Source organism: Paraburkholderia graminis, from assembly GCF_003330785.1.
Lineage (GTDB): Bacteria > Pseudomonadota > Gammaproteobacteria > Burkholderiales > Burkholderiaceae > Paraburkholderia > Paraburkholderia graminis.
On sequence record NZ_CP024935.1, the window covers coordinates 1,365,791 to 1,389,699 of the forward strand.

The window sequence follows — 23,909 nt, forward strand, 5'->3', positions numbered from 1 at the left end:
CATCCGCCTTTTGCCGCCATCGAAAACCGCTGTCCAACTCAGCGGCGGCGCCCTTCCGATGGCTCAGCGTTTTTTTACGTTGAGCGGGATAACGCCTTTGACGTGCGTCGTCGCGGCCGGCTGCGGTGGCAGATAACCCCAATCGCCTTCGCCGCCAGCGGCCTCGTCTGGCGAAGGTGAAGACGAAGACGAAGGCGAATGCGCAGTCGAGCCCCGCTGCGACTCACGCGAGGACTCCGTTTCGCTATCCCGCGCACTACTCGCAGATGATGCCCCCCGCTCACGCCGCCGATGCATCAGCACCGCATCGGCAACGCGATCGACATGCTGCGGCGTCACCGCATCCGCGAGTTCGAACGCTGCGAGCGCACGCGCCGCGCGAAGCATCACGAGATCGGCGCGCAAGCCGTCCACGGCAGCGTCGATACACAACGCACTGACGTGCGCGTGCACTGCGTCGTCGAAAGAAAGCTGCGGCAGCGCCTCGCGCGCCGCATGAATCCGCTCGATGTACCGCGCCTGCTCTTGCGCATAAGCCGCACGAAAACCAGCAGCATCCAGATCGAACGCGAGCCGTGCCTTCACGATCTGCTCACGCACGCGCGGCTCGAAACAGTTTTGCAACTCCACCATCAGGCCAAAACGGTCGATCAATTGCGGCCGCAATTCGCCCTCTTCAGGATTCATCGTGCCGATCAGCACGAAGCTCGCCTCATGACGATGCGATACGCCATCGCGTTCGACAGTGTTCACGCCGCTCGCCGCCGCATCGAGCAACGCATCGACGAGCGCATCGGGCAGCAGGTTCACTTCGTCCACATACAGCACGCCGCGATGCGCTTTCGCGAGCAGCCCAGGCGAGAAGCGCACGGAGCCGTCGCGCAGCACCGTTTCAATATCGAGCGTGCCGATCAGACGATCCTCGCTTGCGCCAAGCGGCAGGTTCACGAGTTGCCCTTCCGGCAACAACTCGGCGAGCGCACGCGCGGCCGTCGATTTCGCCGTGCCGCGCGGCCCGCTGACCAGCACGCCGCCGATGCCCGGATCGATCGCCGCGAGCAGCAATGCCTGCTGCAACGCAGGCTGTCCGATCAACGCGGCAAACGGAAACGCGGGCCTTTTCTGCGGCGCGCCGTCGCGTGCATCGTGCGTGGCTGCATTCGTGGCTGCATTCATGATTGCATTCCTTCGATCTGCTGTTCGCTCGCGAGCAGATGCTGTTCGACCTGCGCGCGATAGTCGCCAGGCGCCTGCCACAAACCGCGCTGCATCGCTTCGAGCAGACGCTCGCAAATCGAATGCAGCGCATGCGGATTGTGCTGTTGCAAGAACTCGCGCGTGTCGCGATCGTTCAGATAAGCATCGGCGACGAGCGCATATTGATGATCCGCGACCACGCGCGCGGTCGCGTCATAGCCGTAGAGACAATCGACTGTGGCCGCGATTTCGGAAGCGCCCTTATAACCGTGGCGCTTCACACCGTCGATCCATTTAGGGTTGACCACGCGCGAGCGGATCACGCGCGCGATTTCCTCATGAAGCGTGCGAACGCGCGGCGCGGCCGGATTGCTGTGATCGGCGTGATAGACGCTCGGCTGATTGCCCGCGAGATGCCGCACGGCCGCCACCATGCCGCCCTGAAACTGATAGTAGTCGTTGGAATCCAGCAGATCGTGTTCGCGGTTGTCCTGATTCTGCAAGACGACATCCATTGCGGCGAGGCGTGCGCCGAACGCCTGACGCGCCTCTTCGCCCGCACTCTTCTGCGTGTACGCATAACCGCCCCACGCCTGATACGCGTTCGCGAGGTCCGCGTCGGTCTGCCACTGTTGCGAGTCGATCATGTCCTGCAAGCCCGCACCATATGCGCCGGGCCGCGCGCTGAACACGCGCCAGCCGGCGCGCTTGCGCGCTTCGGCGGCGTCCATGCCGCGCGCGATCAACGCATCGCGTTCACGCAGAACACGCGCGCGAATCGGATTGAGCTCCGCGGGTTCGTCGAGTTCGGCGACGGCCTGCACTGCCGCATCGAACAGGTGCATCACGTTGGCGAAAGCGTCGCGGAAAAAACCGGACACGCGCAACGTGACGTCGATACGCGGACGGTCGAACGCTTCGATCGGCATGATCTCGAAGTCGGTCACGCGATGGCTGCCCGGCGCCCACTTCGGCCGCACGCCGAGCAGCGCTAGCGCCTGCGCGATGTCGTCGCCGCCGGTACGCATGGTCGCGGTGCCCCATACGGAAAGACCGATCGCGCGCGGATAATCGCCGTGTTCCTGCAGATGCCGCTCGATCAATTGCTGAGCCGACTTGAGCCCGAGCGACCAGGCGGCTTGCGTGGGAACCGCGCGCGTGTCGACCGAATAGAAGTTGCGCCCTGTGGGAAGCACATCGGGCCGGCCACGCGATGGCGAACCGCTCGGCCCCGGCGGCACGAAACGCCCTTCGAGACCGCGCTTCAGATGCAGCATCTCCTGGGGGCCGCATGCGTCGAGCCGCGGCAGCACGTCGTCGCGCAAACGTTCGAGTACGCGTGATGCTTGCGGCAGGCTGACTTCGGCGAAAGCGTTTGAAGCGTCGCCTTGCTCCTCGCACATTGCTCGAAGCATGTCGGCTGCGAGCAGTTCCAGACGCTCGCGCGTATCGCCGCAATGCCGCCACGGCGCGTCGCTCACGCGTTGCAGAACATCGGAACGCGGACCCGTCCATGCCGCCGACCAATCGACAGACAACGGATCGAAGAACCGATCGATGTTCAGATCGCGCGCCAACGCATCGATCAAACCTGCGTTGCGGCCTTGCCCATCACCGACGGGAAAGCGCCCCAGCGCGAGCAACGTATCGCGCCGTTGCACGCCGTGCGGCGATTGACCGAACGTGTGCAACCCATCGCGAATCTGCGCCTCTTTCAATTCGCAGAGCCACGCATCGACGCGGGTCAGCAGCACATCTTCATCGTCCTCGCCCTTCGGCGCCGACAGGCTCAGCTCTTCATGCAACCTGTGTTCTACGATGGTCGCGAGAATCGTGCGCCGCAACAGCTTCGAGCGGCGCGGATCGACCATCAATGCTTCATAGTATTCGTCGACCTGGCGCTCGAGATCCTGCAGCGGCCCATAGCTTTCCGCGCGCGTGAGCGGCGGCATCAGGTGATCGACGATCACCGCCTGCGCACGGCGTTTCGCCTGGCTGCCCTCGCCCGGATCGTTGACGATGAACGGATACAGATGCGGCATCGGCCCGAGAATCAGATCGGGCCAACAGGTATCGCTCAACGCGACGCTCTTGCCCGGCAGCCATTCCAGGTTGCCATGCTTGCCGACATGCACGATTGCGTCGATGCCGAACTGATGACGCAGCCAGAAATAGAACGCCAGGTACGCATGCGGCGGCACCAGCTCGGCGTCGTGATAGCTCGCGTAATCGCCCTGGTCACGTGAACGCGACGGCTGAATGCCGACGAACACATGACCGCAGCGCCAGCCCGAAATCATGAAACGGCCGCGCCGCACGGTCGGGTCCTGGTCCGGCGAGCCCCAGCGCGCATTCAGCGCATCGCGCGTCTGAGCAGGCAGCGCGTTGAAATACGCGAGGTAGTCGCCAAGCGCAAAGCTTTGCAAAGCGGGCCGCAGATCGCGCACGACGGGATCGTTCGTCACGCCTTCGGTCAGCTTCTTCAGCAGCGCGTCGCCGTTTTCTGGCACGTCGGCCACGCGATAACCTTCGTCGCGCAGCATCGACAGAATGCCGACCACCGACGCCGGCGTGTCGAGCCCGACGCCATTGCCGATGCGTCCCTCGCTCATCGGATAGTTGGCGAGAATCAGCGCGAGCTTCTTTTCGGCGTTATCGAGCGAACGCAGCCGGCACCAGCGGCGGCTCAGTTCAGCGAGAAAACGCACGCGCTCGAGATCCGGCTGATAGCGGACCACGTCGACTTCCGTATGCGGACAACGATAGGCGAGTCCCTTGAAACTGATCGCGCGCGTGATGATGCGGCCGTCCACTTCCGGCAGCGCGATATGCATCGCGATGTCGCGCGAATTGAGGCCCTGGTTGTCCTTCACCCAGTCGTCGCGATTGCCGCCGCTCAGGATTACTTGCAGCACCGGCGCATCGCCTGCGAGCGCGAGCGGCTCCGGATCGTCGATCGCAGACGCGGCGAACGCAGTGGTGTTGAGCACGAGTGCGGCGTCATGTTGCGCGCACAACGACTGCACGACTTCGCGGCTCATCGCATCTTTCAGCGACGTGATCGCAATCGGCAGCGGGTTCATGCCTTCTGATTCGAGCGCGTCGATCAGCGCGTCGAACACCGCGGTATTGGCCGCCTGAAGATGCGCCTTGTAGAACAGAATCGCGGCAACAGGCGCGGCATGCTGCCAGCGCGCCTGCCAGTCGGCGATAGTCGGCGTATCGCATGCGGGATGGTAGAGCGACGCGGCTGGCAACGCGCGCGGCGGCGCCGGTTCGCGGCCCCACCCAAGCGCGCGATGCGCGATGCAGCGCAGGAACGCCTCGGCGTTCTGCGGCCCGCCTTCGCGCAGATAGCGCCACAGTTGATGGCATAACGCTGCATCGGCGGTACTGCGTGCGAGCAGGTTCGGATCTTCCTGGAGATCGCCGGAAAACATCGCGAGCGTCTGCTGTTTGCGCTCCGCAAGCGCGACCACCTGCTCGATGCCGTACGGCCAATACGCCTCGCCGCCAAGATGATCGACCACGACCACGCGCGCATGTTGCAACACGTCTTCGACGTAAAAGTCCACGGAGGCAGGCTGCCGCAGATACGTGACATTCGCGAGGCGCACGCTCGGAAAGCCGTCGCCGAGACGGGGAAACACGCTCGCGAGCAACGACAGCGTCGTATCCGCGGAACTCAGAATGACGATGTCCGCGGGCCGCTGATCGATGCGGATCACGCCTTGCGTATCGTCGACGAAACCGCCCGGCGTGGTGCGCAGCAGATGCATGTGTCTATACCGGCTTACGTCTGTTGCGCGGCGACAGCGGCTGCGACGCCGAGCGCGGCGTCGAACGCGCGTTGCAGCGCAGCCTGGTCGAGGTCTTCACCGATCAGCACGAAGCGGCTTTCGGCGCCTTCGCCTAGTTCTTCCAGTTCACCTGGCTGCCAGCGTCGATCGAAATAACTATCGAAGCGCCGGCCCACGCCTTGAACGACGAGCCGCATCGGCGCGCCCGGCAACGCCGCGAAACCCTTCACGCGATAAATCGTGTTGTTCCCCACGAGTCCTTGCAGCGCGGCGATCACCGCTTCACGCGACTGCGCCTTTGCATTCACGACCACCGAATCGAACTCATCGTGATGATGATCGGCGTCGTCGGCCGAACCGTGATGGTCGTGGCGCAAGTGAATGGTTTCCTCCGACGCCGCTTCGAGCCCGAACAACGCGTGCAGATCGAGCTCGCCCCTATGGGCGCGCACGATCTTCACCTGCGGCGGAATTTCGGCGCGAATCACGGCTTCGACCGCGTTCTGGCCTGCTTCGTCGAGCAGATCGGTCTTGTTCAGAATCACCAGATCCGCAGCCGACAATTGATCCTCGAACAATTCGTGCAGCGGCGACTCGTGGTCGAGATTCGGATCGGCCTTGCGTTGCGCGTCGACGGCAAGCGGATTTTCAGCGAATTGGCCGCTTGCCGCAGCGGGTCCATCGACGACGGTAATCACCGCATCCACCGTGAAACTGTTCTTGATCTGCGGCCAGTTGAACGCCTGCACGAGCGGCTTCGGCAACGCGAGCCCCGACGTTTCGATCAGCACATGGTCGATCTGCTCGCGGCGCTCGACGAGCTTTTCCATCACCGGAAAGAACTCTTCCTGGACCGTGCAGCACAGGCAACCGTTCGCCAGTTCATACAATTGGCCTTCGGTCTCGACGCCGTTTTCATCGCAACCAATGCCGCAACCTTTGAGGATTTCGCCGTCTATGCCGAGCTCGCCGAACTCGTTGACGATCACCGCAATGCGCTTGCCGCCCGCATTCCGAAGAATGTGCCGCAGCAACGTCGTCTTGCCGCTGCCGAGAAAGCCCGTGACGATGGTGACGGGAATCTTGCGCATCTGAACTTGCATGGTGAGTCCATCCGTGAGAGTTGCATCTGCTGGCCGGCCGAATCACGCGCTTTGCGCATGACGTCGCATCGCAAAACGCGGGAACGCACGACGGCCTTGCCGCTACACCAGGGAAACGCAGAATACGGGTATGAGGTCATGAGCGCAGCGCCGCTTCCCCGCGGCGTTCGCCCTTCGTGTTCCGGCCGGTATCCGGGCTGGCGAAAGCGCCGCTTCCCCTTCCCGGACGAGTGATTTCTCGCCCAGTGGTGATATGCCGACGCGGCCTTGCGCGTGGACATCGAAGCCGGCTCCGCGGCGCCATGCAAACCGCCATGACGTCGCTTTTCGCTTACCGTTGCGGGGGCAGCACAGGTTGACCCGATCCATGCGAGGCGGGCGCCCTGTTTCCCGTTTAACTGCATGCGCACGAGCGCGCACACGAGCACCAGAAGTGCGTGCGAGTGTAGGCCGCGCGCCTTGCGCCGTCAAGAAAACGCAAGCCCGGCGCGCTTATCGGACGGGCTTGCCGTGTGCTATCGTATGCGCGCGTCTGGTGCCCGCACATGCGCTCGCGTGTGCAGTTAAACGGGAAACAGGCAGCGCGCTTGCGCTCAACCTGTGCTGTCCCCGCAACGGTAAGCGACCGGCGGCGCGATTATTTTTTGCGCCGCACATGCGTTTTCAGTGCCACTGTCCAGCACATTCGAATGAATGTGGGCGGGAAGGCAAAGCGCGTGAGGCCGCCAGCCCGGATACCGGCCAGACGCGGAGGCGGCCGTGCGTTCTCGACGTCACGCCGCCGGCCGCCGGAATCCGCGAGGGACGGATGTGAAGGCGCTCAAGCACGACTTAGGGAAGCGGTCTGCAATCCGCGTTTACTGTCGTGCGCGAATGCACAGTTTCAAATGACTTCAATCTCCATCACATTGCGTGTACACCGACGCTGCATGATTGCATGCGCGTCGGCGCGGCGCATGCCGCGATGAAACGCGCATGGCTGATCGGCGCAGGCCCCGGCGACGTCGAACTGATGACGCTGAAGGCAACCCGCGCGCTCGCGCAAGCCGACGTGATACTCGTCGACGATCTGGTGAACCCCGACGTGCTGCAATTTGCGCGCGCCGATGCGTGCATCGTGTATGTCGGCAAGCGCGGCGGTCATCCGTCGACGCCGCAACACGGCATCGTCGAACAAATGCTCGCGCATCTGAACGAAGGGCGCAGCGTCGCGCGACTCAAAGGCGGCGATCCCTTCGTGTTCGGCAGAGGCGGCGAAGAGCAACAGGCGCTGCATGCGGCGGGCGTCGACGTCGAAATCGTCAGCGGCATCACGGCCGGCATTGCGGCGCCGGCGGCCATCGGCATTCCGGTCACGCACCGCGATCATGCGCAAGGCGTGGTGTTCGTGACCGGCCACGGCGCGGGCACGAGCGAGCCGGATTGGGCCGCGCTCGCCGCCACGCGCATGACGCTCGTGATCTATATGGGCATGCGGCGGCTGAACGACATCGTCGGCGCGTTGCTGGCAGCGGGCATGTCGGCACAGACTCCGTGTGCCGCGATCGAATCCGCAACGCGCCCCGAGCAGCGGCATGCGCTCGCGACACTCGGTGATTTCGCCGATGCCGTCGCGCGCGCGGGACTCGGCTCGCCCGCGATCGTGGTGATCGGCGGCGTGGCGTCGCTGGCGAAGGATGTCCGATGAAAACGCTTAGCGTGGGCATCGGTTGCCGCTTGCAGACGTCGGCGGAAGAAATCGAAAACGCTGTGCGCGCAGCGCTCGGCTCGCATTCATTCGAAGACATCGCGGCCGTCGCCTCGATCGAAACCAAAGCGCAAGAACCCGGCTTGCTCGCGTTCTGCTCGCGCCACGGGTTACCGCTGAAGCTGTTCACTCGCGAGCAGATTGCCGCGCTGCATGTCGCCGAGCCGTCGGCGGCGGCGCGCGAGCATCTCGGCGTCGACGGCGTCTGCGAACCTTGTGCGTTGCTCGGCGCGTCGATCCACGCTGCTGCTCACACGCCCTATCTCGTCGCTCGCAAAACCGTTCACGCGGGCGTCACTGTGGCGATTGCATCGACCGAACACGCGCTGCCGCGCAGCGCCACCTTCACTGACCAGGACCTTCCATGAAGACCGATCCCGAATCGCATCAACGCATGACCGAACGCCGGCGCGAAGGCCACGAAAAGAAACAGGCCAACGCGACCGTCGAAAAGGGTCTGCTGATCGTCAACACCGGCACCGGCAAAGGCAAGACGACCGCTGCATTCGGCATGGCCGTGCGCGTGCTCGGCCACGGCATGCGTCTTGGCGTCGTGCAGTTCATCAAGGGCGCGCTGCATACGTCGGAGCGCGACTTTCTCGGCGCGATTGCCAACTGCGATTTCGTCACGATGGGCGACGGCTACACCTGGAACACGCAGAACCGCGACGCCGACATCGCGACCGCGCGCAAGGGCTGGGACGAAGCGCGCCGGATGATCGAAAGCGGCGACTATCAGATGGTGATCCTCGACGAGCTGAACACCGTGCTCAAGTACGAGTACCTGCCGCTCGACGAAGTGCTGTCCGTCATCGCCGCGCGTCCAGAGATGCTTCATGTGGTCGTGACGGGCCGTCATGCGCCCGACGCGCTGCTCGAAGCCGCCGACCTCGTCACAGAAATGCGCATCGTCAAGCATCCATATCGCGAGCAAGGCGTGAAAGCGCAGCGCGGCGTGGAGTTCTGAACGTGTCCGCCTGCCCCGCGCTCTTCATCAGCGCGCCCGCGTCGGGCCAGGGCAAGACCACGATCACCGCGGGTCTTGCGCGCTACCATCGGCGGCTCGGGCGGCGCGTGCGTGTCTTCAAGACCGGGCCCGACTTTCTCGATCCGATGATTCTGGCGCACGCGAGCGGCGCGCCGGTGTTGTCGCTCGATCTGTGGATGGTCGGTCAGGACGCGTGCCGCAATCTGCTTGCCGAGGCTGCGGCCGAAGCCGATCTGATCCTGATCGAAGGCGTGATGGGTCTCTTCGACGGCACACCGAGCAGCGCGGATCTCGCGAGCGCTTTCGGGGTGCCCGTGCTCGCCGTCATTTCTGCGAAGGCGATGGCGCAGACCTTCGGCGCGGTCGCGTTCGGGCTCGCGAATTTCAGGCCGCACGTGCCGTTTCATGGCGTGCTCGCGAACCGCGTCGGCTCCGCGCGTCACGCGCAGATGCTGCAAGAAGCGTTGCCGCCGACGCTGCGCTGGTGCGGCCACCTCGCAGCAAGCGATGAAATCGAATTGCCCGACCGTCACCTTGGCTTGCACCAGGCCGCCGAAATCGACGACCTCGACGCGCGCCTCGAACGCGCCGCCGATGCGCTCGCCGATACGGCGTTAGCCGACCTGCCGCCCGCCGTCGAATTCGGCGCGCCCACGCCGCGCGCGCTGCCGCCGCTTCTGCAAGGCAAGCAGATCGCGATTGCGCGCGACGCGGCGTTCTCGTTCATCTATCCGGCCAACGTCACGCTGCTGCAAGCACTCGGCGCGCGCGTGCAATACTTCTCGCCGCTCGCCGACGAGCCGTTGTCCGCGGGCACGGACGCTGTGTATCTGCCCGGCGGCTACCCCGAACTGCACGCGGCGGCGCTCGGCGGCAACACGCGCAGCGCCGCAGCGGTCCGCGCGCATGTGGCAAACGGCAAACCGCTCGTCGCCGAATGCGGCGGCATGTTGTATCTGCTCGATCAACTCACCGACACGCAAGGCGTCAGCACGCCGATGCTCGGCCTGCTGCCCGGCCACGCGACGATGCAAACGCGCTTCACCGCACTCGGCATGCAGCAGATCGACAGCGTGCATGGCGTGATGACCGGCCACACCTTTCACTACTCGAAGGTGAGCACGGCGTTAGTGCCGCTGCGCTCAGCCACGCGGCCTCAAGGCGATGCGCCCGGCGAGGCGCTATATCGCGCCGGCTCCATCGTCGCAACTTATATGCACGCTTACTGGCCCTCCAACCCGGCTTTCGCGGCCGCTCTCTTCAATGGCCAAGCCTTTTAACGACGCCGACCGCGATGCGGTCTATCGCGCGATCCACGAGCGCCGCGACATGCGCCATTTCGTGCGCGATCCCGTCGATGCCGCTGTGTTGCAGCGTCTCCTCGACGCCGCGCATCACGCGCCGAGCGTGGGCTTCATGCAGCCGTGGCGGATCGCGCGCATCACCGATCCCGCGTTGCGCGCCGCGCTGCATGCAACCGTCGAAAGCGAACGGCTTGCCACCGCCGACGCGCTCGGCAAACGCCGCGAAGAGTTCATGAAGCTGAAAGTGGAAGGCATGCTGGAATGCGGCGAGCTGCTCGTGATGGCGCTGATGGACGGCCGCGAGCGGCACATTTTCGGCCGGCGCACGTTGCCGGAGATGGACCTCGCGTCAGTCGCGTGCGCGATCCAGAACATGTGGCTCGCCGCGCGCGCGGAAGGCCTCGGCATGGGCTGGGTGTCGCTCTTCGACGTCGATACGGTGCGCCGGCTTCTGCATATGCCCGAAGGCGCGCGGCCGGTCGCGATACTGTGTCTTGGGCACGTCGACCGGTTCTATAGCGAGCCGATGCTGCAGACCGAGCGTTGGGCGGATCGCATGCCGCTCGCCGATTGTGTGTTCGAAAACCGCTGGCCTGAGAACCTCTAAAACGCAGCAGCGGCGTTACTTTTTAAGCGGCTCGACGGACACGACATCCGGCACGCCGCGCGCTTTATCCATGCGCAATTTGACGCGCCAGTCGGACGGTGCGTCGAAGGGAAATTGAGCCAGCGCGCTCTTGATCAGCGACGGCGTCGCGCGCATCGGATCGGCGTCGCGATCCGTGCTGGCCGCGCTCACTTTGTAGACCTCGCGTCCGCTCGCGCGCTCGAAAAAACGCAGCGTCAGCGTATGCCGATACGCGCGTGCCCCGAATAGCGAGAACGGTGCGCCGCTCTGCGGACCGCAATCGCCGGCGGTGCAGTCGCTGCGATCCACGCCAATTTCGGCGGGACGCGTTTCGTATCCGACTGACAGCACGTAGTGCGCGGGACGGTCAGCGGTATCGGCAAAGCCCTGCCTCGCCAGTTCGTCTCGCAGTTGGGTTTCGATCTGCGCGTGGTCGCTCTGCGCACCCTGCGCGCCCTGCGTCGGCATGCGCGCGAAGCTATAGGTCCGCTCGCCTGGCAGTGCAGTTGCAGGCGTGGCGGTATGCACGTCGGCGTGCATGCCGGTGCAGCCGGCGAGAGTCGCCGCCGCGAGCAGCGCGCCGATAAGGATCGCATTCAGCCCTTTCACCGCTTTCACCGCTTTCACCGTTCTCTCCTCGCTTCGATAGGTTGCGCGCTCACACGCCATGAAGAGGCCATGCGGGTACGTCCGATTGTTCGTCGTCCAGTGCTGGCAGGCGGATCGTTACCGCCGTGCCGCGGCCAGGCGCGCTCACGACCTCGACATCGCCGCCGTGGCGGGTGACGACTGTCTTCACGAAGGCCATGCCGAGCCCCGCGCCGCCCACATCGGGCCGCTCGGTTTCATGGAATCGCCTGAAGCGCTCGAACAAACCGGCCTGCTGTTCCTCCGGAATGCCATAGCCCTCATCGCGGATCGTGCACGACACGCCGGCAGACTTCACATACGACAGCTCGCAGGCGATGCGCGTATCCGGTGGACTATATTTGACCGCGTTGTTGAGGATGTTGACGAGCGCGCGCGTCATCAGCGAACGGTCCGCGCAGATCCAGTGGCCGTCGGCATCGTTGTCGTCGTTGCGGCCTGTTGCGCTGTCCGTTCCGGTATCGAGCGCGATGCGCTTCGCGTGCGCCTGCGGCCAGACTTCGTCGCTCGCGTCGATCATCAGCTCGGCGAGATTCACCGGCTCCAGCATGTAGGTTTGCGATTCGGCGCGCGCGAGTTGCACGAAGTCGTCGGCGAGTGTCAGCGCGCGTTGCGCATAACGTTCGATGCGCTCGAGCACGCCGCGCGCGAGCGCCGGCGTCTCGCGTGCGCGCTCCATTTCGACGAGCGCGAGAATCGACGCCTGCGGCGAACGCATGTCGTGCGACAGCAGCCGCAGCGCGTCTTCGCGTTGACGCTCGGCTGCGTGCAGCGCGGACACGTCGACGAGACCCGCGATCCAGCCGGTTGTCTCGCCTTGCGCGTTGGTGCAGTTTGCATAGCGCAGCAGATGATCGCGTTCGTCGGCGTCGCGCACCTCGACGCCCTGCGCCATCAGCGCGGCGAATTCGCTGCGCGCGGGATCGAGCAGCGCGGGCCAGTGTGCGCGCGCGAAGAGCGTTTGGTCGGCGTCCGACGCCGCGCCGCTGTCGATCGCTTTGACGAGCGTCAGGCCGCCGAGCACGGCCTGCATCGCACGTCCTTCCGGCATGGGCGCGCCGAGCCGCGCGAAATGCGCCTTCGCGGCATGATTGGCGATCAGTACGATGCCGCGGACGTCGCTGACGAGGATCGGCTCCGGCACGCTGTTCAGGCTGTCCCACACGAAGCGCTTCATGTCCTGCACGCGTTGCGCGGCTTGCGCCATCAGCGCCATGTGCTGCTCCAGCACGTCGCCGCCGAATTCGCGGCGGCGTTGCGGCGTCTGCGGAGTCTGCGGCAGCAAGTGCGGTTCGTCGGCGAGACGCTGCAGTTCCTTGCGCAGATAGGCCATCGTCATTTCGAGGCGCCGCCAGTTCCAGATCGGATAGACCACCACCACGCCGATGATCGCCGGCACCGGCGACAGCCACAGCCGCGCGCCGTAGAGCAGCACGGCGCTGCCCGTCAGCGCGATCACGCAGAGCGCGCCCGTGAGCAGCAACGAGCGGCGCGGCGACAGCACGAGGAAACCGGCCAGCAGCGCGGCAAGCGACACCAGCGACACCGCGAACAGCAACCATCGCGCGGCCGGCAGGACCTGGCGACCGGTCAGCAGCGTATCGAGCACGTTCGCATGAATGTAGACGCCGGGCAGCGGCCCCAACTCGCCGGACACCGGCGTCGCGAACCGGTCGTAAAGGCCCGATGCGGTCACGCCGATTACGACGATGCGGCCACGCAATTTATCCACGGGGACGTCGCCGGCAAGCACGCTCGCGAAGCTCAGCTTCGCGTAGCGCTGTGCGTTGCGGCTGAATGGGATGAGGAAGCGGCCGTCGGTGGATGCGTCTTGGTTTGCGTCTTGGTTTGCGTCTTGGTTTGCGTCTTGGTTTGCGTCGGGGTTTGCGTCGTTGCTTGCGTCGCCGCGCGCTGCGCTCGCCTGGTTCATCGGCTGCGGATTCAGCACAAACGCGCCCCGCTGCGCCGCCCTTGCGACCGTCACCATCAATTGCGGCCAGCGCGCGTCGGCGTCGCCTTCGAACTGGGCGACGCTGCGCACGATGCCGTCGCTGTCCACCTCGAGGTTGATATGCCCGAGGCCGGCCGCGGCGCGCGCGAGCGGCGCGACCGGTTCGACGACCACGCGCGGCGCGTCGCGCCCCGCATCTTCGAGCAGCACCGGCAGATAAGTCGGGCTCAGCGCGATCGCGCGGGCAAGCGCGGCGTCGTCGGCATTGGGTTCTGTGAAGAGCACGTCGTAGACGACGGCGGCCGGCTTCGCTCTCGCGATCTGCTCGAGCAGCTTTGCATGAACGCTGCGCGGCCACGGCCAGCGACCGAGTTGCGCGACGCTTTCATTGTCGATTTCGAGGACGACGATATCGGGCAGCACCGGCTGCGCGCGCCAGCTCAACAAGTGGTCGTACACCAGGTGATCGACGCTCGCGCTCATGCGTCCGAGCGAACAGAGCAGGATCACGATGAGGCCGAGACTGCCAATCGCCGCCCATTCGATCAGAAAACGCCGACCCGCGCGCCGTCCAAGACGGGCGCGCGGGTCGAGGCTCAGGCGCGTAGGTGTGTTCAGCAAGGCGTGCGCGTAGGGTCTGTTGGGCGTGCGAGTCCGCGAGCGTATCGCATGCGGCTGCGTGAATCTACCAGCGAATCGGCCACCGAAGCGATCACCAATCCGCCAACGTCAGCGCGCGAGCGTGAACGAGCGGACCGCGCTCGTCGTCTCGTAGAAGCGGCCGTTGTCGAACTGCTCGGCGACGATCGTCCAGTAATAGACGCCCGGCGGCAGATCGCTCACCACCAGTTGACCGTCCGTCAGATCGGCGCGATCGACGATCGGATGACGCAGATCCGCTGTCGTCGCCATGACGAAGCGAAAGCGCGTTTCGCCCGACGCCGGCGCGCGGCTCACGAACCAGCGGAACTCGTACTCGTGGCTGCCGGCGCGCGGCGCGGCGGACGCCGACAGTCCGAACTGACGCCGCTCGAAGCCATACACCTGCGGCAAACCTTCGAGCCCGTTTGCGTCGATGGCGGCGATGCGCACGAAATAGGTGCCGTCGGCGAGATCGCCAAAGTCCGCGTGCGGCGTGCTCACGCGCAGGTCGCGAATCAGGTCGAGCTGGTCGGCGTCGCGCGAAATCTGCACGCGATAGGCGGCGGCCTTGCGCGCCGTTTCAGCGGAGCCACCGGCGCCGGCCGGTATCAGATCGAAGGCCATCGTCTTGCCGTCCTGCACGCGGGCCGGTTGGGCAAGCGCGGGCGCGGCGAGCAGTTCGACTGCTTCGCCTGGCGCGCCGCCGGCTCGCGTGACGCTGCCAAAGCGCGCCGCGAGCAGTTGCGCCGACGCCTGCAACGGCACGCCGGGCGCAGGTGCACGTGAGAGAGCCGAATCGGGATCGACGCCGACCGCGCCATCCAGCACTTCGACGGCGGTGGTTTGCGCGTCGCCGTCGTAAGCGACGCGGAAGTGGGTGCCGCGCACGCCCGCGACCACCGACGGCGAGCGGATCTGAAAGCGGTCGTCTTTCTTCGTCGCGTGCGTGACTTCGCTTTCGACACGCCCGCGACGCAGTTCGAGTTGCCGGTCGCCCGCGCCCGTCAGTGCGGTTCGCCGCAGCTTGCCGATGTCGAGCATGGCGTCGTCGGTCAACGTCACGTGCGAGCCGTCGGACAGTTCCAGCGTGACGAAGCCGTTGGTTCCGGTGCGGATGCGGTCGCCTTCGCCGAGCATCTCGCCCGCCGCAAGCGGCACATACGGCCCCTTGCCGAACGCATGTTCGGCGGGGCCACTCGTCGCAATCACGCGCGCGGTTTCCGGGTCCTGTTTCAGTTTGTCGGCGGGCAGGCGCAGCGCGACGCCGGCGTGCATGCGACGCGGCGCGGGCACGTGGTTCAGGCGGCTTAACACCGCCCAGTCGCCGCCGTCGATCAGATAGCGGCTGGCGATTTCATAGAGCGTGTCGCCTTCGCGCGTCACGTAGGAGACATAGGCGGGCGGCGCGGCTTTCGCGCGCTGCCTGGGCGCGCGCGAAGACTGCGCGTGCGCGTCAGGCGGTGCGAAACAGGCAATCGCGAGCATGCCGGCTGCCGCGAGCCACGCGCCCGCGCGGCGGCTCGCCGACGCTGCACTGCCGCGCTCCGCCGCGGCAAGATCGACGGCAAGATCGACGGCAAAGGTCACGCCTGCCCCGCTTCCCGACGGTCGGCCGCGGCCGGCGCGTCGCTCGCGGATTCGAGCCGTTCGAGCCGGTAGCCATAGCCGTAAATCGGCGTCAGACGGTAGCCGTGTTCGGGGCGCAGGCCGAGCTTGCTGCGCAGCATCGAGACGTGCGTGTCCATCGTGCGCGACGGGATGTCGGTCGCCTGCTTCCAGATGACGTCGAGAATATGCGCACGCGACAGCGGCCGGCTCAGATGCTGGAACAGCAGCAGCGCGAGCTCGAACTCCTTCTGCGTGACCGCGACCTTCGTGCCGCGCACCACCACATGCTTCGCGTGCAGGTCGAATTCGAACTCGCCGAACACTTCTTTCGCCGACGGCGGCTTCAGATGATAGGCGCGCCGCAGCAGCGAACCGACGCGCGCAAGCAGCACCGCGCCGGAGACCGGCTTGACGACGTAGTCGTCGGCGCCCGTATTCAGAATCGACGTGATGTCGCTTTCATGGCCGCGGCTCGTCATGAACAGAACGGGCAAGCGCTCCGACAGACTTTCCCGCACCCAGCGCAGGACATCTTCGCCGGACATGTCGGGCACGTTCCAGTCGAGCACCAGCAGATCGAAGGTCTGGCGCCGCAACTGCCGCACCAGTTCGCGACCCTGGCCATAGGCATGACAGACATGGCCCGCCGCCGACAGCGTTTGGCAAACTAGATCGGCCTGCGCCGAATCGTCATCCAGGACAGCAATTCTCATAAAACCCCGCAACGCGACTTACGTTTGTTCGTCATCTATAACTGGGGCCAGCGCACGAGCACCGTCAAATGGTGCCGCAAACCGGCGGATCGGCCGGGATGCCGGTGCTCGCTGGCACCGACGATCCGGCTTTCCACTCATTTCGAAGTTTCTTCCACTTTCTTTCAACTAATGGTCCTTCGCCTCGCGCCCCGTAAAGCTGTTGCCGCCCCGTCTCAAAATTTGTGCGCATTTTCTTTGATTTAGGAGCGGCGATTATCAAACCGGCGATAATCATAATCGAAAAAAACGCGCGTTTATGCTCGCATCATTAAACGTCGCCGCAGCGGCGGCCTTTGCATTGCATCGCCCTTTCGAGCAACGCTTTGGCACCGCTTAGGTACCGTTTTGGGAGCCGCCTGCATGCCGCAAAATGCCGCCGAATGCCGCTCCGTGCGGGCTTGCGCGCCGCTCCGACGTTTTTCGTTTTTGCCTCTCAGGTGCTGCCGATTAGCGCTTCGCCCACTGGGCTCGCTATTGGATTAGTTGGTCTCTCTCGCGCGGTGCTGGCCCCGCCGCCTTGCTTTTCAAACCGCGGCCGGGAACAGAAAACAGCGCGGAAACAGCGATTTGACATTCGTGAGTCAGTATAGGAACTGTCTCAAAATAAATCGTTTAAGCTTTGTCAAATCCACCAGGCGTTGCGGGCGCCACCGCTTATGGCCGCTGTTGCACGCAATTAGCCCGCGTGCAACTCCACCACTCCGCGCGCCTCCCGGCTCAAACGACGCACCGCCTGAGGCGGCTGCCCGATCGTGCGCAGGAACGCGCGCCTCATCCGCTCGCGGTCCGTAAAGCCCACTTCGTCCGCGATCACATCCAGCGACAGGCGGCCCTTTTCCAGCATCAGCCGCGCCGCTTCGACGCGCAAATGCTCGACCGCTTTCGCAGGCGACTGCCCCGTCTCGGCGCTGAACGCGCGGCTGAACTGGCGCGGGCTGAGTCCCGCCACCTCGGCGAGTTCTTCGACGGTCAAAGCGTTGCGCAGATTCGCGTTCGCGTGATCGATCGCCTTCTGGATCTTGTCGGACTTCGGGTCGAGATCGAGCAAGGTCGAGAACTGCGACTGCCCGCCCGCGCGCCGGTGGTACACCACGAGCTTGCGCGCGACCGTGCGCGACACGTCCTGGCCGTGGTCCTTCTCGATCATCGCGAGCGCCATGTCGATGGTGGCCGTCATGCCCGCGGACGTCCAGATCGGCCCGTCGACGATAAAAATCTGATCTTCCTCGACGGCGATCTTCGGAAAGCGGCGCTGCAGATCGTTCGCGAACCGCCAATGCGTGGTGGCGCGCCGGCCGTCGAGCGCGCCCGCTTCGGCAAGCACGAACGCGCCTGTGCAGGGCGCCGCGATCCGCCGCGATGTTTCGAGCGAGCGTCTGACGAACGCGGTCAGCGCGGGCGAACGGAGGTCGATGTCGACGCCGGAGCCGAACATCACCGTATCGAACGTGGCGTCGCCGAAAGGCTGCGTCTCTACCCGAATCCCCGCCGACGACGGCACGAGCCCGCCCTTCTCCGACAAGAGCGTTATGTCGTACGCCGGCTCTTCAAGCACGCCGTTGGCCAGTTCGAACGCCGTGACGGCCGCAAACCCCATCAGATAGAAGTTCGGAAAAACCACAAAACCGATCGTGTGCATGCGCGGCTCCAGCCATGTCCTGAATTGATGGTATATACGACATTTGAGACGCGGTCAACGAAGGCTATGCTTGGCCTATGCATCGCGCCGGCCGTCCGGCGCAGGCAGGACCGGATCGCCGCGCCAGGGCCGCGCGGTCGTGCATCGGAACGCAACAGGCTGGCTAAAAAGTAGAGAACCTTCACATGGACCGTCGATTACTGATACTCGCGCTCGGCATGTTCGCGATGGGCACCGACAACTTCGTGGTCGCCGGCATTCTCCCCGGCGTGGCGGCCTCGCTGCATACTTCGGTGGGCGCGGCCGGCCTGATGGTGACGTTTTATGCGCTGACCTACGCGATCGCCGCGCCGGTGATGGCGGCCGTCGCCGGCGCATGGCCGCGCAAGCCGCTGCTGGTTGGCGCGCTGAGCGTTTTCGTCGTCGGCAACGCGATCAGCGCGATGGCCACCGACCTGCACTGGGTGCTGTTCGCCCGCGCGCTCGCGGGCTTCGGCGCCGCGCTTTTTTCGCCTACTGCGTTGGGCGTCGCCTCCGCGCTCGCGTCGCCCGAAAAGCGCGGCCGCGCGCTCGCCACGGTGACGGCGGGCCTGACGGGAGCGACCGCGCTCGGTTCGCCCATCGGCACGTTTATCGGCGGATTCGGCACCTGGCGAACGACGCTGTGGTTCGTCACGCTGCTGGGTCTCGTCGCGATGATCGGCGTGTGGACGATGCTGCCCTCCGTCGCGCAGCCGCAGCCGATCAAATTGCGCGACCGGCTCACGCCGGTCCGCGACACGCGCGTCGCGCTCACGCTGCTCACATCGCTGTTCGCGTTCGGCGGCTTCCTGATGGTCTACACCTACGCGGGCGTCGTGCTGAATCGCGTGACGCACGGCGACGAGCGCATGCTCGCCGGCCTGTTCCTGGTGTGGGGCGTGGCGGCGACGGTGGGGAATCTGCTGGCCGGACGTCTAGTGGACAAGTTCGCGAGCCGCCACATCATCAATGCGATGCTGTGCATTGCCGCGATCAACTTCTGCGCGCTGCCGTGGACTTCGGCGCACGTCGTCAGCGCTGTCATTGCGCTGATCGTCTGGGGTCTCTGCGGATGGGGGCTCATCGTTCCGCAGCAGCACCGGCTCGTGCAAGTCTCGCCGCAGGTCGCGCCGTTGCTGCTCGCGTTGAACAACACGGCCACGTATATCGGGCTCGCGTGTTCGGGCGTGCTCGGCGGCATCGTGTTGCAGTCGACGGGCGGGCGTTATCTGAGCGTCGTGGCCGCCGCGCTGATTGCGCTCGCGTTGATCCTCGCCGAGGCGGCGTATCGGCGGATCGAACGGCCGCAAGCAGCGCATCGCGCGGCGCCCCGTCGCGAGACCGAGGCGGCGTGAGCCTGGCAACGGTGGTTCGTTTGCGTCGATAATCGCGATTTTCCGCTCATGCGGGATAGCCAGCGCGGATCGCTGCGCAATCGAATCGAGGAACGCATGGACCGCTTGACTGGCATGGCCGTGTTCGTCGCCGCCGTCGACGAAGGCAGTTTCGCGGCGGCAGCGCGCCGCTTTGGCCTATCGGCTGCGATGGCCGGCAAGTACGTCAGCGCGATCGAAGCGCAATTGAACGCGCGGCTGCTTCAGCGCAGCACGCGCCGCTTGAGCCTGACGGATGTCGGCCACGCATATTACGAGCGATGCAAGCGCATTCTCGACGCTTATGACGAAGCCAACCGCGAAGCCAGCGACGCGCACGGCACCGCGCGCGGTGTGCTCAGAGTCGCCGCGCCGGTCACGTTCGGAGCGATGCACCTGGGCGAAGTGCTCGCGCGATACATGGAGCAATTCCCACACGTCAACGTTGAAGTTGCGCTGTCGGACCGTTACGTCGATCTGCTGGAAAGCGGTGTCGACGTCGCCGTGCGGATCGGTCGCCTGCGTGACTCCGCGCTCATCGCGCGGCGCCTCGCGCCCTGCCGCATGGTGATCTGCGCGTCGCCGGACTACATCGCACGCAACGGCATGCCGCGCAGCCCCGACGACTTGCGGCAAGCGCCGCGGCTCACGTTCAGCGAAGCGGTGTCCGTCGGCGACTGGACGCTCTTCGACAGCGAACGACGCGCGCACGTAATCGACGGGCCCTGCCGGCTCGCCGCCAACAATACGCAGATGCTGCTTGCAGCCGCGCTCGCCGGTGCGGGCGTCGTCTACGGACCGACGTTCGTATTCGGCGAGCAGATTGCATGCGGAAAGCTCGTCGAACTGCTGCCCGAGTATCAGGCGTCCGAGCTCGCGATCCAGGCGGTCTATCCGAGCGCGCGCCATCTGCCGCTGAAGGTGCGCCACTTCCTCGACTACCTCGCGGCTGCTTTCGGCGACGAGCCGCCGTGGGATCGCTTCAGGCAAGCACCGCCGGCACGCCCGGGCCAGCGCCGCTCGCTCGCTACGAAGCGCCCAGTTCCCCAACGAACTGCCGGATGATTGCCGCAAGCGCTGACGGCGCTTCGAGTGGCGACAGATGTCCGGTGCCCGCCAGCACATGCAGACGCGAGCCGGCAATTCGCGGCAGCAACTCCGCGCGCAACGTGTCCACGCGATCGATCTGATCGAGTTCGCCGGCCACCACGAGCACGGGCACGTTGATCGAGCTGACCTCGTGCGTGATGTCCTCGAGCATCGCGGCGTTCGGCCAGGCCGCTCTCGCTTGCGGCGCACCACGCAGGCTGTCGGCGATCACCTGCTCGCGCAGCGCCGGCGTGAGTGGATTCGCGCTCAGCACGTTATCCAGCACCCATTCGATCGATTCACGCGAGTCGTACGCCGCCGCCATCGCGGCGCGCTGCTCGTCGGGAAGCACCATCGGCGAAGGCGGCGACGGCGCGACGAGCACGACGCCCTGCAGTCCTTCGGGCCTGCGCGACGCGAGCAGTTGCGCGACCTTGCCGCCCATCGAGTGCCCGACGAGCACATAGCGCGAGAGCTTCAGTGCTTCGATGACATCGTGCGCATCGTTGGCCAGATCCGCGATCGTATAGCCTTGCTCCGGCGCCGCGGAATTGCCCCATCCCCGATGGTCGACGGCAATGCTCCTATGCGCGCTCGACAGTTCGCCCACAACCGCGTCCCACGTGCGCGACGATCCGCCCCAGTAGTGCAGAAACACGAGTGCCGGTTCGCCGCTGCCCCGCTCTCTGACATGAATCGTTGTTGCCCTCGTCCGGATATCCATAGCAATGCTCCTTGCCAATGCTCGTTGCGCGTAAGTGAACGGTGCGGGCTTGCCTGCAACCGTGGCCACATTGTGGATGTCGTCGAGCCATCCGATAAGCGCTGTTCTTCTTTATACGGTCGATCGCCGCGTGATCGGATCGGACGTGAAGCGAACGCCGGCGCAAGGCGTCGCGCGAAAAAAAACGGCATCGTCCCGCATGAGACGATGCCGCTCAAAAAACACCACACGCTCGCGGGGGCTACCACACGAGTGCTCAAAAAATAGCTGCTAAGAAAGTCTTCCTCAAGATGAAAGAAGTACTTTTGTAACGACGCAGGCGGTAGTTATTACGCACGCCGTAATAGCTGTGAGCCCGCAAGCAATGCTGCATGCGGCATCAAAAAACTTACGACCAAAGAGCCGCAAAACAGCGCGTTTTACACAAGCGATGATTTGTTACAGTCCGCTGTTGCGTATAACACCGCGGAAGACCGGCGGCCGTCACCCATACGTAAGCCCGCTGAAACCAACTGGCAGGCATGAGCGACGCGTCACATCAGACCGGCTGATCCATGCAGCGACGCGTGCCGTCGGCGCCGCGCACCGGCGCGATGTGTTCGAGCGTGACCTGTGCATGGCCCGCCGCGCGAACACCGAGCGCTTCCGCGGCGGCATACGAAAGATCGATGATGCGACCGCGCGCGAACGGCCCGCGGTCGTTGATGCGCACCACCACCGAGCGCGGCCGGCCGTGCGCCGTCACACGCACGCAAGCGCCGAGCGGCAACGTGCGATGCGCCGCCGTCAATGCATGCATGTTGTCGCGTTCGCCGCTCGCGGTTCGGCGTCCGTCGAAGAGCTTGCCGTACCACGAAGCGAAGCCCGTCTGCTGAAAGCCCTTGCCGCAGGCGCAGGCCGGCACGATGGGCGAATCGTCGGCGCTGGACTGAGTGTCGGTGTCTGCATCGGCGTCCGCGTCCGCGTCCGCGTCTGCGTGCGGCTGCCGGTGCGCGTGCGGCTGCGGGGCCGACGCGAGCGGCACGCCGGCAGCGTCCGCACCGACGCCGTCGCTATGTTTCGAGCGCGATCCGCCCGCGCCTCGCAGCGTGTGAATGGCCGGGGCGTCGAAGCCCGACGGGCTTACGCCCGCGTCGGGTTGCGCGCAGCCAGCCAGCACGAGCGCGGCACCTAACAATGCAAGCGCCGATGAAAGGCGGCCTGTCGAACAACTGCGGAAATCAGAGATCATGAGCGTTGTCGCGCGCGCCGCGCTGCGTGAACAGCGTCGCGCGTCGTGTGCGGTCTGGTGGGTTCGGGGAAACAAACGCCGGCTTAATGGCGCTTGGGAAGGTAGGCGAGCGGATCGACGGGTTTGCCGTCCTTGCGCACTTCGAAATGCACGGACGCATCGCCGGCGGCGTCCGCGGAAACTTCCGCAATGGCCTGCCCTTTCTTGACGGGTGCGCCTTCCTTGACGAGCAGCGCGCGGTTGTTGCCGTAAGCGGTCAACAAATGCGAGTCGTGCTTGACGATGATGAGCTGGCCATAACCGGCGATGCCGCCGCCCGCATAGACGACGCGGCCGCTCGCCGCGGCTTTGACCTGTTCGCCGGCGCGCGTGGCGATCGTCACGCCCTTGGTCTTGCCGGCCACGAACGGCTCGGTGACCGCGCCGCTGACGGGCCAGGCAAGCCGCGCTTTGGCGTCGGCGGCGGTGGTCAATGCGGCATCCGTGTGCTTGTCCGCTGCCGTGGCCGCGCGCTGATCCGTTGCGGCCGCAACGTTCTGCGTTGCCGCGGGCGGAGCGACGCGCAATATCTGCCCGGCACGCAGCGAGCCATCCGCGGAAAGACGATTCCATTGCGCGATCGCCGACGCGTCGCGGCCGAAGTCGTGCGCAATGGCCGTCAGCGTATCGCCCGGATTCACGCGATAAAACCCCGCGGGCACGGTCGGCGGATTCAACGCGGCCGACGCATTGCCGGCCGTCCAGGCCGAGATCGGATCGTAGGACGAACTGACCGGCGCTTCGAGCAACGGCGTGCTCGGCGAAAGCAGCGAGCAGCCGCTCAGCGCGCCGGTCAATGACCATGCGAGCAGCTTCAGAACGCGCGGCGCTGCGCATCGGGGCAAACAGATTTTCATTAACGGATGAGAAGAGATCGTGATCTTGCCGAGCGGCGTTTCAGCGCTCGCGTTTTTGTGTGTGCGCTAATGCAACCATGCAATCATGCAAATCGGCGTCGCGGCCGGATGGCGCTCTTCATGCCGATGTGAAGCGAATGCGGGCGAATGCGGCGATGCGGGCCGATGCGCTCGCACCGGCCCGCTTCTTCGCAGACTCGCTAACCGACGGAAAAATTACGGCTTGGCAGGCGCTGCTTCGTCGGCTACGGGCGCGCTGTTGTCGTCGCCCTGTGCCGTCGATGCCGCGTGCTTGTGTGCATGCTTATGCGCGTGCTTGTGCGCGTGCTTGTGCTGCTTCTTCGCGTGATGATGCGGGGCTACCGGCTCGCCTTCGTGCGTTGCGGCCGAAGCTGCATGCATCGGAGCCGCTTGCGGCGCGGAAGCAGCTGCGGGCGCGGAGGCTTGCGCGAAAGCGGCGATCGAGAACAGACCAGCGACGGCGGCGGCGAGAAGTTGCTTGTTCATGACGGTGTTTTCCTTAACGTATGCGTTGACTGACCGATTAATGGTCGCGTGTTCAACG

Annotated in this window: 19 protein-coding genes and 2 riboswitches; of the genes, 7 read left to right on the top strand and 12 right to left on the bottom strand. The window is 65.2% G+C overall.

Annotation, left to right across the window (positions count from 1 at the left end; translation table 11 throughout):
• Positions 1–63: 63 nt before the first annotated feature.
• From CUJ91_RS24280 to cobW, 3 genes are read right to left on the bottom strand one after another with little or no spacing between them, the layout of a single operon-like run.
• A complete protein-coding gene (locus CUJ91_RS24280; RefSeq protein ID WP_114157352.1) occupies positions 64–1,176 on the bottom strand; it encodes a magnesium chelatase ATPase subunit I in 1,113 nt (370 codons plus the stop codon).
• On the bottom strand, positions 1,173–4,976 hold the full coding sequence (cobN, locus tag CUJ91_RS24285; RefSeq protein WP_114157353.1) for a cobaltochelatase subunit CobN: 3,804 nt from the start codon (positions 4,974–4,976) through the stop codon (positions 1,173–1,175). The genes CUJ91_RS24280 and cobN overlap by 4 nt, the downstream gene beginning before the upstream one ends.
• Positions 4,977–4,990: 14 nt before the next feature.
• Entirely contained in the window at positions 4,991–6,100 is a 1,110-nt protein-coding gene (gene cobW, locus CUJ91_RS24290; protein ID WP_114157354.1) for a cobalamin biosynthesis protein CobW, read from the bottom strand.
• Positions 6,101–6,266: 166 nt separating this feature from the next.
• A riboswitch (cobalamin riboswitch) is annotated at positions 6,267–6,547 on the bottom strand.
• A gap of 69 nt (positions 6,548–6,616) precedes the next feature.
• Positions 6,617–6,860, top strand: a riboswitch (cobalamin riboswitch).
• Between the two features lie 204 nt (positions 6,861–7,064).
• Between cobW and cobA the strand changes: the two genes are divergently transcribed.
• From cobA to bluB, 5 genes are read left to right on the top strand one after another with little or no spacing between them, the layout of a single operon-like run.
• A complete protein-coding gene (cobA, locus tag CUJ91_RS24295; RefSeq protein ID WP_044021378.1) occupies positions 7,065–7,787 on the top strand; it encodes a uroporphyrinogen-III C-methyltransferase in 723 nt (240 codons plus the stop codon).
• Positions 7,784–8,215: a cobalamin biosynthesis protein gene (locus tag CUJ91_RS24300; RefSeq protein WP_114157355.1), complete on the top strand. Its 432-nt coding sequence runs from the start codon at positions 7,784–7,786 to the stop codon at positions 8,213–8,215. Before cobA ends, CUJ91_RS24300 begins: the two co-directional genes overlap by 4 nt.
• Positions 8,212–8,814, top strand: coding sequence for a cob(I)yrinic acid a,c-diamide adenosyltransferase (gene cobO, locus CUJ91_RS24305; protein ID WP_114157356.1), 603 nt, complete (start codon positions 8,212–8,214; stop codon positions 8,812–8,814). Before CUJ91_RS24300 ends, cobO begins: the two co-directional genes overlap by 4 nt.
• A gap of 2 nt (positions 8,815–8,816) precedes the next feature.
• A complete protein-coding gene (locus CUJ91_RS24310; protein ID WP_114157357.1) occupies positions 8,817–10,115 on the top strand; it encodes a cobyrinic acid a,c-diamide synthase CobB in 1,299 nt (432 codons plus the stop codon).
• Positions 10,099–10,746: a 5,6-dimethylbenzimidazole synthase gene (gene bluB / locus CUJ91_RS24315; protein ID WP_053860590.1), complete on the top strand. Its 648-nt coding sequence runs from the start codon at positions 10,099–10,101 to the stop codon at positions 10,744–10,746. The genes CUJ91_RS24310 and bluB overlap by 17 nt, the downstream gene beginning before the upstream one ends.
• A 15-nt stretch (positions 10,747–10,761) precedes the next feature.
• Here bluB and CUJ91_RS24320 read toward each other — a convergent pair whose 3' ends face one another.
• From CUJ91_RS24320 to CUJ91_RS24340, 5 genes are all read right to left on the bottom strand, one after another.
• On the bottom strand, positions 10,762–11,436 hold the full coding sequence (locus CUJ91_RS24320; RefSeq protein WP_114157358.1) for a DUF4136 domain-containing protein: 675 nt from the start codon (positions 11,434–11,436) through the stop codon (positions 10,762–10,764).
• Positions 11,426–13,987 carry a CHASE2 domain-containing protein gene (locus tag CUJ91_RS24325; RefSeq protein ID WP_114157359.1) on the bottom strand — a complete coding sequence of 854 codons (2,562 nt, stop codon included), beginning with the start codon at positions 13,985–13,987 and terminating at the stop codon, positions 11,426–11,428. Before CUJ91_RS24325 ends, CUJ91_RS24320 begins: the two co-directional genes overlap by 11 nt.
• A gap of 108 nt (positions 13,988–14,095) precedes the next feature.
• Positions 14,096–15,595, bottom strand: coding sequence for a FecR domain-containing protein (locus CUJ91_RS24330; RefSeq protein ID WP_114157360.1), 1,500 nt, complete (start codon positions 15,593–15,595; stop codon positions 14,096–14,098).
• Positions 15,592–16,329 (bottom strand): response regulator transcription factor, encoded by a 738-nt coding sequence (locus tag CUJ91_RS24335; RefSeq protein ID WP_006050296.1) that lies wholly within the window; start codon positions 16,327–16,329, stop codon positions 15,592–15,594. Before CUJ91_RS24335 ends, CUJ91_RS24330 begins: the two co-directional genes overlap by 4 nt.
• 718 nt (positions 16,330–17,047) lie before the next feature.
• The gene (locus tag CUJ91_RS24340) at positions 17,048–18,010 is read right to left on the bottom strand and encodes a GlxA family transcriptional regulator (RefSeq protein WP_107707835.1); all 963 of its coding nucleotides are present in this window, start codon (positions 18,008–18,010) and stop codon (positions 17,048–17,050) included.
• Between the two features lie 185 nt (positions 18,011–18,195).
• On the opposite strand from CUJ91_RS24340, the gene CUJ91_RS24345 reads away from it, so the two are divergent.
• Together CUJ91_RS24345 and CUJ91_RS24350 are read left to right on the top strand one after the other, a co-directional pair.
• Complete coding sequence (locus CUJ91_RS24345; protein ID WP_114157361.1) at positions 18,196–19,386, top strand: MFS transporter; 1,191 nt, start codon at positions 18,196–18,198, stop codon at positions 19,384–19,386.
• Positions 19,387–19,482: 96 nt separating this feature from the next.
• On the top strand, positions 19,483–20,469 hold the full coding sequence (locus CUJ91_RS24350) for a LysR family transcriptional regulator (RefSeq protein WP_114157362.1): 987 nt from the start codon (positions 19,483–19,485) through the stop codon (positions 20,467–20,469).
• Here CUJ91_RS24350 and CUJ91_RS24355 read toward each other — a convergent pair.
• From CUJ91_RS24355 to CUJ91_RS24370, 4 genes are all read right to left on the bottom strand, one after another.
• A complete protein-coding gene (locus CUJ91_RS24355; protein ID WP_114157363.1) occupies positions 20,432–21,217 on the bottom strand; it encodes an alpha/beta fold hydrolase in 786 nt (261 codons plus the stop codon). The genes CUJ91_RS24350 and CUJ91_RS24355 overlap by 38 nt on opposite strands.
• Positions 21,218–21,755: 538 nt before the next feature.
• Positions 21,756–22,448 (bottom strand): septal ring lytic transglycosylase RlpA family protein, encoded by a 693-nt coding sequence (locus CUJ91_RS24360; RefSeq protein WP_114157364.1) that lies wholly within the window; start codon positions 22,446–22,448, stop codon positions 21,756–21,758.
• A gap of 83 nt (positions 22,449–22,531) precedes the next feature.
• Positions 22,532–23,344, bottom strand: coding sequence for a peptidoglycan DD-metalloendopeptidase family protein (locus CUJ91_RS24365; protein WP_114157365.1), 813 nt, complete (start codon positions 23,342–23,344; stop codon positions 22,532–22,534).
• A gap of 216 nt (positions 23,345–23,560) precedes the next feature.
• Positions 23,561–23,851, bottom strand: a complete 291-nt coding sequence (locus CUJ91_RS24370; RefSeq protein WP_029969043.1) for a hypothetical protein — start codon at positions 23,849–23,851, stop codon at positions 23,561–23,563.
• Between the last annotated feature and the right edge of the window lie 58 nt (positions 23,852–23,909).

Coding starts and splice junctions, on each gene's coding strand:
- CUJ91_RS24345 (WP_114157361.1), top strand. CDS start 18,196: ATGGACCGTCGATTACTGATACTCGCGCTCGGCATGTTCGCGATGGGC.
- CUJ91_RS24320 (WP_114157358.1), bottom strand. CDS start 11,436: ATGGCGTGTGAGCGCGCAACCTATCGAAGCGAGGAGAGAACGGTGAAA.
- cobW (WP_114157354.1), bottom strand. CDS start 6,100: ATGCAAGTTCAGATGCGCAAGATTCCCGTCACCATCGTCACGGGCTTT.
- cobO (WP_114157356.1), top strand. CDS start 8,212: ATGAAGACCGATCCCGAATCGCATCAACGCATGACCGAACGCCGGCGC.
- CUJ91_RS24350 (WP_114157362.1), top strand. CDS start 19,483: ATGGACCGCTTGACTGGCATGGCCGTGTTCGTCGCCGCCGTCGACGAA.
- CUJ91_RS24355 (WP_114157363.1), bottom strand. CDS start 21,217: ATGGATATCCGGACGAGGGCAACAACGATTCATGTCAGAGAGCGGGGC.
- cobN (WP_114157353.1), bottom strand. CDS start 4,976: ATGCATCTGCTGCGCACCACGCCGGGCGGTTTCGTCGACGATACGCAA.
- cobA (WP_044021378.1), top strand. CDS start 7,065: ATGAAACGCGCATGGCTGATCGGCGCAGGCCCCGGCGACGTCGAACTG.
- CUJ91_RS24365 (WP_114157365.1), bottom strand. CDS start 23,344: ATGAAAATCTGTTTGCCCCGATGCGCAGCGCCGCGCGTTCTGAAGCTG.
- CUJ91_RS24300 (WP_114157355.1), top strand. CDS start 7,784: ATGAAAACGCTTAGCGTGGGCATCGGTTGCCGCTTGCAGACGTCGGCG.
- CUJ91_RS24370 (WP_029969043.1), bottom strand. CDS start 23,851: ATGAACAAGCAACTTCTCGCCGCCGCCGTCGCTGGTCTGTTCTCGATC.
- CUJ91_RS24340 (WP_107707835.1), bottom strand. CDS start 18,010: ATGCACACGATCGGTTTTGTGGTTTTTCCGAACTTCTATCTGATGGGG.
- CUJ91_RS24280 (WP_114157352.1), bottom strand. CDS start 1,176: ATGAATGCAGCCACGAATGCAGCCACGCACGATGCACGCGACGGCGCG.
- bluB (WP_053860590.1), top strand. CDS start 10,099: ATGGCCAAGCCTTTTAACGACGCCGACCGCGATGCGGTCTATCGCGCG.
- CUJ91_RS24360 (WP_114157364.1), bottom strand. CDS start 22,448: ATGATCTCTGATTTCCGCAGTTGTTCGACAGGCCGCCTTTCATCGGCG.
- CUJ91_RS24335 (WP_006050296.1), bottom strand. CDS start 16,329: ATGAGAATTGCTGTCCTGGATGACGATTCGGCGCAGGCCGATCTAGTT.